Raw genomic sequence first — 11,952 nt, forward strand, 5'->3', positions numbered from 1 at the left:
GTGACCAGGAGCGACCCCAGGCCGACCAGTGCGGTGATCATCCGTGCCGACCAGGTGACCAAGACCTTCACCACACCGGACGGCCGGGCGCTGCCGGTGCTGGAGGACATCGGTTGCCAACTGGTCGAGGGCGAGATCGTCGCACTGCTCGGCAAGTCCGGCTCGGGCAAGTCCACCCTGCTGCGCTGCCTGGCCGGCCTGATCGCCCCCTCGGCCGGCACCGTCGACTACCGCGGCACCCCGCTGACCGGCGCCAGCCCCGGCGTGTCGATGGTGTTCCAGTCCTTCGCGCTGCTGCCCTGGCTGACCGTCCAGCAGAACGTCGAACTGGGCCTGACCGCGCGCGGCGTGCCGGAGGACGAGCGGCGGGAGCGGGCGCTCAAGGCGATCGACCTGATCGGTCTGGACGGCTTCGAGTCCGCCTACCCCAAGGAGCTGTCCGGCGGCATGCGCCAGCGGGTCGGCTTCGCCCGGGCGATCGTGGTCGAGCCGGACGCGCTGCTGATGGACGAGCCGTTCTCGGCGCTCGACGTGCTGACCGCCGAGAACCTGCGCACCGAGCTGGTGGGCCTCTGGGAGGGGCACGAGGCCCCGGTGAAGTCGATCCTGATCGTTACCCACAACATCGAGGAGGCGGTGCTGCTGGCCGACCGGATCCTGGTGCTCTCCGCCAACCCGGGCCGGATCCAGGCCGAACTGCGGGTCGCCCTGCCCCGGCCGCGCAACCGCCAGGACCCGCGCTTCGAGGCGCTGGTCGACACCGTCTACGGCATCCTCACCGGCCGGGAGGCGGCGGTGGCGGCCGCGGTGACCGCTCCCGGCGCACCCACCCGGCCGGCGCCGACCCCGGTCAGCGCGCCGCTGCCGGAGGTCAGCGTGGGCGGGCTGGCCGGTCTGCTGGAGATCCTGGTCGCCCGGGGCGGCGAGGACGGCCTGGCCGAGCTCGCCGACGAGCTCAACTTCGAGGTGGACGACCTGCTGCCGCTGGTCGACGCCGCCGTGCTGCTCGGGCTCGCCGCCACCGACGGCCCGCGGATCCGCCTCACCGCAGCGGGACGGGAGTTCGCCGCCGCCGACATCCTCACCAGCAAGCAGCTCTTCGCCCGCCACGCCGCCACCCGCGCGCCGCTGGTCCGGGCCATCGTCCAGGCCCTGAGCAGCACCGACGACCAGCGGCTGCGCGAGGGCTTCTTCCTGGACGTGCTGCGCCGGGGCTTCGACGCGGTGGAGGCGCGCCGGCAACTGGACACCGCGATTGACTGGGGACGGTACGCCGAGCTGTTCGACTACGACGCCGACGACGGCGTGCTCACCCTCGAACCGGGCGCGCAGAAGAACCTCTGACGCCCGGCCACCGTCAGTCCGCGGTGGCGATCAGCGGCTCCAGCCGGATGTCCGGCTTGGCCCGCTGGAAGGCGTTGAGGTGCCACTTGTCGGCGAACAGGGCCAGCAGCACCTCGTCCGAGCGGCGGGTCAGCACCTCGGCGTCGGTGAGCCGGGCCTTGCCGATCTCGGTGGCGCCGTCCGCGTCGGTGACCCGGGCCAGCCGGTAGGAGAGGTGGTCCAGGGTGATCGGGGAGGAGAACTCGTGCTCCATCCGGTGCAGCACGACGTCGAACTGCATCGGGCCGACCGCGGCCATCACCGGCGCCTGGTCGCCGCGCCGGTCGGAGACCAGCACCTGGACCACGCCCTCCTCGTCCAGCTGCGAGACACCCTTGCGGAACTGCTTGGACCGGCTGATGTCCTTCGGCCGGGCGACCGCGAAGTACTCGGGCGCGAACGCGGGCAGCGGCGGGAACTCGGCCTTCTTGCCGGCGTAGAGGGTGTCGCCGACCCGCAGCGCGCTCGCGTTGATCAGGCCGACCACGTCGCCCGGGTAGGCGGTGTCGACCACGGTGCGCTCGGCGCCGAAGACGGTGTGCGCGTACTTGGTGGCGAAGGAGCGGCCGCTGGCCGCGCGGGTGACGTTCATGCCGCGCTCGAAGACGCCGGAGCAGACCCGGACGAAGGCGATCCGGTCGCGGTGCGCCGGGTCCATGTTGGCCTGGATCTTGAACACCAGGCCGGAGAAGTCCTCGCCGACCTCGCGGGCGCCGCCCTTGGCCAGCGGGCGCGGGCTCGGCGCGGGGGCCAGGTCGACCACCGCGTCCAGCAGCAGCTTCACGCCGATGTTGGTCAGCGCGGCGCCGAAGAAGACCGGGCTGATCTTGCCCTCCTCGAACGCCTGCTGGTCGTAGCCGGGGCCGGAGGAGAGCACCAGCTCCAGCTCCTCCAGCGCGTTCAGCCAGGCCTCGCCCTCCTGCTCGGTGGCCTGCTCGGAGGTCAGCGTCTCCTCGAGGGCGGCGTGCGTGCCGGCCGGCACCTTGGTGAAGCGGAGCATGTGGTCGGTGTCCGCGGCCTGGACCAGGCCGCGCAGGTTGCCGGCGTTGCCGACCGGCCAGACCACCGGCACCGGGGTGATGCCCAGGTGGGTCTCGATGTCGTCGAGCAGGGCGAGCGCCTCGCGACCGCGGCGGTCCCACTTGTTGATGAAGGTGATCACCGGGACGCCGCGGTGCCGGCAGACCGCGAAGAGCTTGCGGGTCTGCTCCTCCAGGCCCTTGGCGGCGTCCACCAGCATGATCGCGCAGTCGACGGCGGCCAGGACGCGGTAGGTGTCCTCGGAGAAGTCGGCGTGGCCGGGGGTGTCGACCAGGTTCATCACGTGGTCGCGGTGGCCGAACTGGAGGGCCGCGGAGGTGACCGAGATGCCGCGGTCGCGCTCCAGCTCCATCCAGTCACTGGTGACACCGCGGCGGCCGCCCTTGCCGTGCACCGCGCCGGCCGAGGTGATCGCCCGGGCGTGCAGGGCGAGCGCCTCGGTCAGCGTGGACTTGCCGGCGTCCGGGTGGCTGATCACGGCGAAGGTCCGGCGGCGACCCGCCTCGTCGAGGACCTGGACGGTGCTGGCGGACAGTTCGTTGCTCACGTGGATCCCTTGTTCCCTCGGGCGACTGCGGCTGCGACTGCCGGTCGGCACCAGGCCGACGATGCCGCCACGCGCCCGCCAGACCCACGCGCGTTCGCCGCAGGCACAAGGAGGAATTGTACGTGCCCGGCGCGCGGAACGGGCCTCCGCTCCGGTCAGAGCAGGGCGGCGGAGGGCTGGACCATGCCGCGGGCGGTCTTGGCGTCCACGTACTCGCCGAGCGCGGTCATCACCCACTCGCCGGCGTACTGGCGGACCAGCTTGCACATCACCACGCCGGTGTGCGGCTCGGCGTTGGTCAGGTCGAAGCGGACCAGCTCGTCGCCGGTGCGGGAGTCGACCAGGCGGCAGTAGGCGTTGGCGATCTCGGTGAACTTCTGGCCGGAGAAGGAGTTGACCACGAAGACCAGGCCGCAGACCTCGGGCGGCAGGCCGTCCAGGTGGACGTCGATCGCCTCGTCGTCGCCGCTGCCCGCGCCGGTGAGGTTGTCGCCGGTGTGCTGGATGGCGCCGTTGAAGACGTTGAGCTTCATGAACCAGACGGTCTCCAGGCGCTCGCGCCGGGCGTCGAAGGCGATGCAGGAGGCGTCCAGGTCGATGTTGCGCCCGCGCCGGGCGGGCTCCCAGCCGAGGGCCATCCGGACCGAGGTGAGCAGCGGTCGGCCGTCCTTGACCAGCGAGACCGAGCCGCCCTTGACCAGGCTGACCCGGCCCTTGTCCAGGGTGACCCGGGGCGGGGTGGCGGGTGCCGGCGGGACGGACGGGGTCTGCGGGGCGGGGCGGTCGATCGTCACGCCGAAGTCGCCGGCGACGCCGGCCAGCCCGTCGGCGTAGCCCTGGCCGACCGCGCGCAGCTTCCACTCCGTGCCGCGCCGGTACACCTCGACCACCACCAGGGCGGTCTCCCGGCCGAGCCGCTGCGGGGTGAAGGTGATCAGGACGTCGCCGGTGGCGGCGTCCCGGACGGTGGCGGTGGGCTCGGTGCCCGCGAAGGTTCCGGCCGGGTCGGCCAGGCTGGCGGTGATCACCACCCGGGCGACGTCCGCGGGGACCGCCCAGGTGTCGACGGTGATCGCGTCGGGCAGCGCGCCGGTGGCGGGGCGGTGGCTGACGCCGGGGCCCTGCGGGGCGTTGAAGAAGACGAGGTCGGCGTCCGAGCGCACCTTGCCGTTGGCGCCGAGCAGCAGGGCGGAGACGTCCAGCCGCTTGGGCGCGGTCACCTCCACGGTCACCCGGGAAGCGGTCAGCGGGGCGTTGCCACCCTGGGTCAGGGCCGTGCTCACGGTGTCCTCCTCGGCTGGGATGGCACAGATGTGCGAGGCCAACCATAGGCCCTGACGGTGAGACGGTTTCCCGCCCCCGATCGTGCCCGGGACCGCCCCCGGGGAGGGTCAGCCGAGGAGCGAGGGGAGCGGGACCGCGCGGTGGCGCCGGAAGGTGCCGTGGGTGGCGACCGCGCGGGGGTGCCGGAGGGCGAAGCCGGAGGCGGACCAGGTGCCGCGGCAGCGGGCGGGGGCGCCGGTGAGGTCGGCGGCGGCCTGGACGGTGAAGGTGTAGCGGCCCGGTGCGACGTCCTCGCCGGGGACCGGAGCGAAGCGGTAGACCACCGCGGGGCCGTCCTGGTGGACGGTCACCCCGGCGTCGGGCAGGGAGCTCCAGGCCATCGCGCCGGCGGCGTCGGCGCGGTCCAGGCGCAGCTCGACCTCGACGGCGGCGAGCGGTTCGCCGACCGTGAGGGTGAGGGTCCGCAGCCGGCCGGCGCCGAGCGGTGAGCTGCTGCTGCCCGTGCCGCTGAGGGCCGAGTCGGGGGCGTTGTCGGAGGTGTCGCCGGGGCTCGGCGGAGCGCTCTGGACGGGCGGGCCGCCGGGAGTGCCGGGCAGCACGCCCGGTGTGACGCTCGGGTGCGGCTGGGGCGGGGTCTGCGCGGCGCTGGTCGGGGTGGACGCGGTCGGGGCGGACGCGGCCGGCTGCTCGGCGCTGGACGTCGGACCGGTCGACGCCGCGGGAGTGGGCGCGGCCGTGGTGGCGGGCACACTCGGCCCGGACGCCTGCGCGGTCGGCGCAGGGGACGCGGGGGAGGCGGGCGCCGGCCCGGCGGGCGCCCGGTCGGACCGTGCCCGGTCGGCGGGCGCCGCGACCGCCGCCGGCCCGACCGGTCCGCCGGCGTCGGGCATCGGTGTGACGGTGAGCGGCCGGGCGGTGGGTGACGAGGCGGCGAGCGGTGTCGGGGTGGGCATCGGCGGCGTGGCACCGACCGTGGACATCCGCGTCCCGATGCCGATCCGCTGCTGGGCGCTGACCAGCCAGGTGGTGGCGATGCTGATCCCGACCACCGTCGACATCGCCATCGCGGCACCGGAGACCTTGATCGCGGGCAGCCGGAAGTGCCCGCCGAACGGCTTGGGCCGCCCGTGCCGACCGTGCGCCGCGGACGCCGGCCCGTCCGTGCGTCGCGCCACCCCAGGGGTGCCTTCCCGGTGGACCACCGGACTCCTCTCCTCCCCGCCGGACGCGCCCGCGCGCTGCTCCCACGCGTGCGCCGCTCCGATGAGCCGGCGCACTCCCACCGCGCTCACCCGCAGCGGCAGAGGCACGAGAGTACCAGCGCGACGACGGGAAGTGACCGGCCCGGTGGCGGCAGATCAATAACGCCGACCGGCCACCTCCGGGCCGTAATTGACGTACCGTCGGAGGAAGCGATCGACTGCGCGGGCGGGGCGTCGCGCCGGCGTGGCACGCGACCCGTGCGCGGGCGCGCGGTTGCCCGCGAGGGTTGCCCGGAGGGGCAACGCAGCTGCGCCGAGCAGTTGCAACCCCCTGCAACCTTTGCGGCCCGTGGCGGCAACAGAGCAGGCTGGGCCCAGTCCGGCCGATCTTGCCGGGCGCCGCGACGTCTGCCCGACCAGGGCTCGGGGGACTCGACGCCGCGCGCCCTACGGTGGCGGCCACTGGTGTCGCGGCCACCCAGGTCGACCGGACAGGACCCAAGCCTGGTCCCGTCTCGCCCCGGAGAAACAGCCATGCCGCGCGATCCACTGTTCAGTACCGCCACGTCGATCAGCTCCACCGTCCCGGCCGGCAGCGCCGCCACCTCGCTCCCGGCCGTGCCCGCCACCCGGCCCCAGCTGCCGTTCCCGCCGGCCCTGCCGGTGGAGGAGGTGCTGACCCTGCGCATCGCCCTCGGCCGCGACAAGGTCGGCACCGTGCCGACCCGGTTCCGCTACGAGCCCGAGCGTCCCTACGAGGTCCTGGTCACCTTCCACCTCGGCCGTCCGGACGAGGTGGACTGGGTCTTCTCCCGTGAGCTGCTCCGGGACGGCCTGCGCGGCCTGACCGGCCACGGCGACGTCCGGCTCTGGCCGGCGCACTGCCCGTGCCACGGCGCCACCCTGCACCTCGCGCTGGAGTCGCCGTACGGCAGCGCGCTGCTGGAGGCCTCGGCGCCGCGGGTCCGGGACTGGCTGGATCGCACCTACGCCGAGGTGCCCGAGGGGGCCGAGCCGGACTGCGGGCCGACCGACGCCCAGCTCTCGGAGTTCCTGCTCGGCGACGGCTGAGCCGGCTGGAGCGGCCGGGGCGGGACCTAGGACCGTCGGGAGGCCGCCGCCGGCGCCGCCACCCCGGCGGTCGGTTGCTCGCCGCCGCGCTGTCTCGGGCTCGGGATGTGCTGGTCCGCCGCGCCTCTCGACCGGCCGGTGGCCGCCCCCATCACCCGGCAACCGGGCAGCAACTGGGCGCCGCCGTCCAGCAGCGCGCGCAGCCGCCGCACGCCCGGGGCCGAGGAGGACGGCAGTAGCTGGTACGGATCGTCCGGCCCGACCACCTCGACCTGCACGGTCTCCGCGAAGCGGTACGGCCGGTGCTCCAGCAGCCCGCCCAGGTAGCGGCGCAGCCGGGAGAGTTCGGCCCGGACCGTCACGGTCCGCGCGGGGTCGCCGAAGAGCCCGTCGGCCAGCTCGGCGGCGGTCCGCCCGGGCCGGTGGGTGGCCAGCAGCAGGAGCAGCTCGGCGTGGCGCGGGCTCAGCGCGTGCGACCAGCTGCCCACCCCGCCCGTGACGAGGACCTCGGGTCGGTCGGCCCGGCTGAGGTCGAGCACCACCCGGGCGCCCTCGGACTGCTCGCTCACCGCCTGCGGGGACCCGGTGAGCGGCCGGACCAGCCAGCCGTCGGCCAGCGGCTCGACCGCGCACTCGCCGAGCGAGGGCAGCCAGTGCACCGCCGCCGAGCCCCAGCCGTCGGCGGGCAGCCGCAGCCGGCTGACCGGGGGCAGACCGGAGGTGGCGGCCGTCCAGCCGTCCCGGTCGACCACCAGCGCGGGGGTGGAGGTCTGGGCGAGCAGCGGCGCGGCGACCGTGCGCAGCCGGTGCAGCGCCTCCAGCTGGGCGGCCCGCAGCTCGGTCTCGGCCAGCCTGGCGGCGGTCATGGCGAGCGCCAGCAGCTGCGGATGGACGCCGCGAGCCGGGCCGCTGAGGTCCACCACGCCGGTCACCCGGCCGGTGCGCGGATCGCGGACCGGTGCCGAGACGCAGGTCCAGTTGTGCTGGTTGCGCAGGTAGTGCTCGGCGGAGTGCACCCGCAGCGGCTTGCCGGTGCGCAGGGCGGTACCGATGCCGTTGGTGCCGACCGACTCCTCGCCCCAGTGGCCGCCGGTCATGAAGCCGATCAGGTCCGCGCTGCGGCGCAGTTGGCGCGGGCCCTCGTGCCAGAGCACGTCGCCCTGGGAGTCGGCGACGGCGAGGATCAGCGGCAGGTCGTTGGTGGGGTCGAGCAGGGTGCCGCGCAGGGTGGGCAGCACGGCGTCCAGCCCGCTGGCCCGGCGCCGGTGCTCGACCTCGGCGGCGCTCAGGTGTTCGGGGGTGCGGCCGCGCTCGGGGTCGAGACCGAGTCTGCGCACCCGTTCCCAGGAGTCACCGATCTCGGGCCGCGGCGCCTGCCGGGGGATCTCCCCGGTGACGGCCTGCTCGTGGGTCCTGGCCAGTTCGGCCCTGGCCCGGTTGGAGACCTCACCGGTCCGGTCCAGGTGTGCGGTGTCCCGCATGATGGCTCCCCTCGCCCGCAGTCCGGTCCCGCTCGGCCGGGGCAGGGCCGCGCGGCCCTGTCGCCCACAGCGTACGGGGGCTTCCGGCGCGGCGGTCGAGAGATCCTCGTACGAGGGAAGGAGCCGGGGCCCGTGGACTGACGCGGCGGCAGCGGACGGTGGATCAGGCCGGGTGCCGCAGCTGTTCGGCGCGGGGCGGGTTGGCGCCGGCGACGGCGCAGGTCAGGGCGGCGACTTCGGCCGCGAACCGGCAGCCGTCGGCGAGTTGTTCGAGGGTCAGGGTGGACAGCCGGCCGCCGAGCAGCCGCCGGCCGGCCAGCGCGTGCAGCAGCCCGCCGGTGAAGGCGTCGCCGGCGCCCACGGTGTCGACGACTCGGGTGCGAACGGCCGGTACGCTCAGGCGGGTGCCGTTGAGCGAGACCAGGGCGCCCCGGTCGCCGAGGGTCAGCACGACCACCGGGACGCCCAGCTCGTGCCAGTGGTCGCAGGCCTGCTCGGGGGTGTGCTCGGGGCTCAGCAGAGCGAGGTCGTCCGAGGAGAGGCGCAGCAGGTCGGCGAGCGCGCACCAGCGCGCGATGCGCTGCCGGTAGTGCTCCGGCGCGACCAGCAGCGGGCGGAGGTTGGGGTCGATCGAGATGGTGGCCCGCGCTCCGGCGCGGGCCAGGAAGTCCTCGATCACCTGACCGCCGGGGGCGCGTACCAGGGCGAGTGAGCCGGTGTGCACGGCCTGCGTGCCGGTGAGATCGACGGTGGCGAGCTCCTCGGGGCGCCACTGCCAGTCGGCGGTGCCCTCGGCGTGGAAGGAGTAGCCGGCCTGGCCCCGCTCGTCCAGCGCGGCGATCGCCAGGGTGCTGGGCTCGGCGGCGGCCACGCAGTCGGTGAGGTCGACGCCGGCCTCGGCGAGCCGGTCACGGAAGAGCGCGCCGAAGGGGTCGGCGGCCAGCCGGCCGAGGAACCGGGTCGGGGTGCCGAGCCGGGCCAGCGCGGTGGCCGTGTTGGCCGGGCCGCCGCCGGGGTGCACCTCCAGCGCGAGCGCGCCGCCGGGGGCGCGCTGGGTCCGTGGCAGGACGAAGGCGTCGGCGACGCACTCGCCGAGGACGGTGACGCTCATCTCGCTGGCCCCCTCGGTCGCGCGCGGCTAGCGGTGCTCGACGCCGGCCTGCGCGGTCTCCACGGTCTGGTGCAGGTCGCTGGTGGCCTCCACGGTAGCGGCCGTGCTGATCGCCAGGCAGCCGGCCAGGGCCAGCGCGGCCGCCGTCCGCCACCGGCCCCGCGGGCGCGGGGCGAGCAGCGCGGCGACCCGGCGCGGCACCGGACCGGCGGCCACCGCCGGGGTCAGCAGCGGCCGGGCCGGGCGCGGGGTGCGAGCGGCGGCGAGGGCGGCCCGGCCGACCGCGCGCGCGGTCACCGCCCGGTCGCCGACCGCGTGGGCGGCGACCTCGTCGGCCCAGCGCTCCAGGTGGTACCCGAGCGGCGCGCGCAGTCCGCGGAGCGCCGGGTGGATCACGCCGGCGTACTCGGCCACGGCCAGGAAGAGGTGGTGCCGGCCGGTCAGGTGGGCCCGCTCGTGGGCGAGCAGGGCGGCCCGCTCGGGGCCGGAGAGCGCCCGCAGCATCCCGGCGGTGACCACGATCCGGCCGGGCCGGCCGGGCAGCGCGTAGGCGTCGGCGTGCTCGTCGTCCAGCACCGCGAGCGGGTGGGCGGGCGGGCCCGTGCGCCGCTGACCCGCGAACCAGTCGCGCGGCCGCGGCGGGGGCGGCGTGGGCACCCCGGCAGCGGTCCGGGCCCGGCGCAGGTCGGCGTGCTGGCGGCGCGCGGTGCGCACGGCCAGCACGCAGATCGCGACCAGCGCCAACGTGGCCGGCACGGCGAGCAGCGTGGCGCCCTGGGTGGAGCGGTCGAGCCAGGGCAGCGAGAGGTGCCCGAGCGCGGCCACCGGTGGCAGGCGCAGCAGGCCGGCGGCGGTGAGCAGGCCGAGTGAGGCGGTGGTGGCGCCGGCCAGGGTCACCGCGGTGGCGGCGAGCACCCAGACGGCGGCGCGCGGCGGCAGCGCGTCGGCGAGCAGCCGGGCGGCCGGCGCGGCGAGCAGCGGAACCAGCAGCGGGGCCCAGACGGCGAGGATCATCGGCCGCTGCCGCCGCCGCGCTGCTGATCCGGTCCGTCGCCGAGCAGCTCGCGCAGCAGCCGCTCGTCGTCGTCGGAGAGGTCGGAGACGAACCGGGCGAGCACGGTGGAGCGGTCCTGCTCGCGGTCCAGCTCGGTGCGCATCCGGCGGGCGGCCAGGCCGGCCGGGTCCTGCACGGTGGGGGTGTAGGCGTAGGCGCGGCCGGCTCTGGTGCGTTCGACGGTGCCCTTGTCGTGCAGCCGGGCCAGGATCGTGGCGATCGTGGTGCGAGCCAGCCCGTCGCCGAGGGCCAGCTGGACGTCCTGCGGGGTGAGCGGCTGATCGGCGGCCCAGAGCGCGGCGAGCACCTGGGCCTCCAGCTCTCCGGACGGGCGGCGCGCGGCTGGCAACTCGGGCATGCGACGTGGCCTCCAGTCGTCGTCTACAGTGTCGTAGACCGTCTACATTACTGTAGACGGTCGAGGCGGTCCGCTCAGGGCTGCCTCGAACAGTATGGGAGGTCCGCCAGCTTGCCTTCTCCGTCCACCCTGCTCGCCGTGAACGTGCTCGACGCCTCGTCGCTGCTCGCCGCCTTCGGCGCCCTGGGGATCGCCGTCGTCATGTTCGCCGAGACCGGCCTGCTGGTCGGCTTCTTCCTGCCCGGCGACTCCCTGCTGTTCACCGCCGGCCTGCTCTGCGTCTCCGGCGCGCACAGCGGCCCGCACCTGGTGCTCTGGCAGGTGATCGCGGCGGCCCTGGCCGGCGCGTTGGCCGGCGCCCAGGTCGGCTTCCTCATCGGCCGGCGCGGTGGCCGGGCGCTGCTGCGTCGAACGAGGCGCAGGAGCCTGTTGCGGGGCGTCGAGCGGGCCGAGCAGCTGCTGGCGCAGTACGGGCACGGCCGGGCGATCGTGCTGGCCCGGTTCGTCCCGGTGGTGCGGACCGTGCTCAACCCGCTGGCCGGGGCGCTGGACGTGCCGGCGCGGACCTTCGCGCTCTGGCAGGTGCTGGGCGGCACGGCCTGGGCGGTGGGTGTGGTGCTGGCCGGCTACGGCCTGGGGTCGAGTGTTCCCGATATCGACACTTATCTGTTGCCCATCATTGGTCTGGTAGTAGTTGTCTCCATGATCCCGATTGCGCTGGAAATCCTCCGCGCCCGCAGGACCGCCCGGGTCGGCGGGGGTGCGGCGTGACGAACACCCTGCTCGCCTACGACGGCAGCAAGATCGACGGCGGCCTGTACACCACCGTGACGCACTGGGCCGCCAGCGCGCCGAGCTGGTTCGACGAGCTGGTGAAGGCCTGGTCGAACTTCGGGCTCGGCCTGTTCGCGGTCTTCATGCTGTGGGCCTGGTGGCGGGCCCGGCGGGACGACTCGGTGGTGATGGCCCGGGTGCTGGCCTCGCCGCTGATCGTGGTCGCCGCCTACGCCGTCAACTCGGTGCTCAAGAGCATGGTCGACGAGGTCCGGCCGTGCCGGCAGATCGCCGGCAGCGTGCCGCTGGACCCGTGCCCGGCGGCCAACGACTGGTCCTTCCCGAGCAACCACTCGGTGATCGCCTTCGCGGCGGCCGTCGCGCTGCTCTTCGCTTACCGCCGGCTGGGCTGGGGCGTGCTGGTCGCGGCGGTGCTGATGGCCGCCTCGCGGGTCTGGGTCGGCGTGCACTACCCGCACGACGTGCTGGTCGGCGCGCTGGTCGGCACGGTGATCGGGATCCCGCTGGCGATCGCCGCCGGGCGGGCCGAGCCCTGGGTGGCCAGGGCGCGCGCCGGGGCGCTGGCGCCGTTCCTGGGCACCGGGCCGGTGGGGGCGGTGCGACCGCAGGTGCGGTGACCTTGTGC

Annotated in this window: 11 protein-coding genes; 4 read left to right on the forward strand and 7 right to left on the reverse strand. The window is 75.2% G+C overall.

Annotation, left to right across the window (positions count from 1 at the left end; all coding sequences use genetic code 11):
• Complete coding sequence (locus ACZ38L_RS00600) at nt 1-1,344, forward strand: ABC transporter ATP-binding protein (RefSeq protein ID WP_465687805.1); 1,344 nt, start codon at nt 1-3, stop codon at nt 1,342-1,344.
• Nucleotides 1,345-1,357: 13 nt separating this feature from the next.
• Here the strand turns inward: ACZ38L_RS00600 and ACZ38L_RS00605 are convergent, their stop codons facing one another.
• The 3 genes from ACZ38L_RS00605 to ACZ38L_RS00615 all read right to left on the reverse strand — a co-directional run bounded on the left by ACZ38L_RS00605 (nt 1,358) and on the right by ACZ38L_RS00615 (nt 5,430).
• Nucleotides 1,358-2,971, reverse strand: coding sequence for a peptide chain release factor 3 (locus ACZ38L_RS00605; RefSeq protein ID WP_465687807.1), 1,614 nt, complete (start codon nt 2,969-2,971; stop codon nt 1,358-1,360).
• A 155-nt stretch (nt 2,972-3,126) separates the two neighbouring features.
• Nucleotides 3,127-4,242: a TerD family protein gene (locus tag ACZ38L_RS00610; RefSeq protein ID WP_465688017.1), complete on the reverse strand. Its 1,116-nt coding sequence runs from the start codon at nt 4,240-4,242 to the stop codon at nt 3,127-3,129.
• 120 nt (nt 4,243-4,362) lie between these two features.
• On the reverse strand, nt 4,363-5,430 hold the full coding sequence (locus ACZ38L_RS00615; RefSeq protein WP_465687809.1) for a hypothetical protein: 1,068 nt from the start codon (nt 5,428-5,430) through the stop codon (nt 4,363-4,365).
• A 561-nt stretch (nt 5,431-5,991) separates the two neighbouring features.
• Between ACZ38L_RS00615 and ACZ38L_RS00620 the strand changes: the two genes are divergently transcribed.
• On the forward strand, nt 5,992-6,528 hold the full coding sequence (locus ACZ38L_RS00620) for an SsgA family sporulation/cell division regulator (RefSeq protein ID WP_465687811.1): 537 nt from the start codon (nt 5,992-5,994) through the stop codon (nt 6,526-6,528).
• 26 nt (nt 6,529-6,554) lie between these two features.
• Here ACZ38L_RS00620 and ACZ38L_RS00625 read toward each other — a convergent pair whose 3' ends face one another.
• The 4 genes from ACZ38L_RS00625 to ACZ38L_RS00640 form a co-directional block, all read right to left on the reverse strand.
• On the reverse strand, nt 6,555-8,009 hold the full coding sequence (locus ACZ38L_RS00625; RefSeq protein ID WP_465687813.1) for a helix-turn-helix domain-containing protein: 1,455 nt from the start codon (nt 8,007-8,009) through the stop codon (nt 6,555-6,557).
• Between the two features lie 163 nt (nt 8,010-8,172).
• The gene (locus tag ACZ38L_RS00630; RefSeq protein ID WP_465687815.1) at nt 8,173-9,120 is read right to left on the reverse strand and encodes a carbohydrate kinase family protein; all 948 of its coding nucleotides are present in this window, start codon (nt 9,118-9,120) and stop codon (nt 8,173-8,175) included.
• 27 nt (nt 9,121-9,147) lie between these two features.
• Nucleotides 9,148-10,134, reverse strand: coding sequence for a M56 family metallopeptidase (locus tag ACZ38L_RS00635; RefSeq protein ID WP_465687816.1), 987 nt, complete (start codon nt 10,132-10,134; stop codon nt 9,148-9,150).
• Nucleotides 10,131-10,532: a BlaI/MecI/CopY family transcriptional regulator gene (locus ACZ38L_RS00640; protein WP_465687818.1), complete on the reverse strand. Its 402-nt coding sequence runs from the start codon at nt 10,530-10,532 to the stop codon at nt 10,131-10,133. Before ACZ38L_RS00640 ends, ACZ38L_RS00635 begins: the two co-directional genes overlap by 4 nt.
• A gap of 111 nt (nt 10,533-10,643) precedes the next feature.
• Here ACZ38L_RS00640 and ACZ38L_RS00645 point away from each other — a divergent pair, with 111 nt between their 5' ends.
• On the forward strand, nt 10,644-11,303 hold the full coding sequence (locus ACZ38L_RS00645; protein WP_465687820.1) for a DedA family protein: 660 nt from the start codon (nt 10,644-10,646) through the stop codon (nt 11,301-11,303).
• Nucleotides 11,300-11,944: a phosphatase PAP2 family protein gene (locus ACZ38L_RS00650; RefSeq protein WP_465687822.1), complete on the forward strand. Its 645-nt coding sequence runs from the start codon at nt 11,300-11,302 to the stop codon at nt 11,942-11,944. The genes ACZ38L_RS00645 and ACZ38L_RS00650 overlap by 4 nt, the downstream gene beginning before the upstream one ends.
• The last annotated feature ends 8 nt before the right edge of the window (nt 11,945-11,952 follow it).

This window comes from Kitasatospora sp. NPDC024654 (genome assembly GCF_055559155.1).

Bases quoted from the DNA above. Each gene is read 5' to 3' on its own strand.
- ACZ38L_RS00625 (WP_465687813.1), bottom strand. From the start codon at position 8,009: ATGCGGGACACCGCACACCTGGACCGGACCGGTGAGGTCTCCAACCGG.
- ACZ38L_RS00630 (WP_465687815.1), bottom strand. From the start codon at position 9,120: ATGAGCGTCACCGTCCTCGGCGAGTGCGTCGCCGACGCCTTCGTCCTG.
- ACZ38L_RS00620 (WP_465687811.1), top strand. From the start codon at position 5,992: ATGCCGCGCGATCCACTGTTCAGTACCGCCACGTCGATCAGCTCCACC.
- ACZ38L_RS00640 (WP_465687818.1), bottom strand. From the start codon at position 10,532: ATGCCCGAGTTGCCAGCCGCGCGCCGCCCGTCCGGAGAGCTGGAGGCC.
- ACZ38L_RS00635 (WP_465687816.1), bottom strand. From the start codon at position 10,134: ATGATCCTCGCCGTCTGGGCCCCGCTGCTGGTTCCGCTGCTCGCCGCG.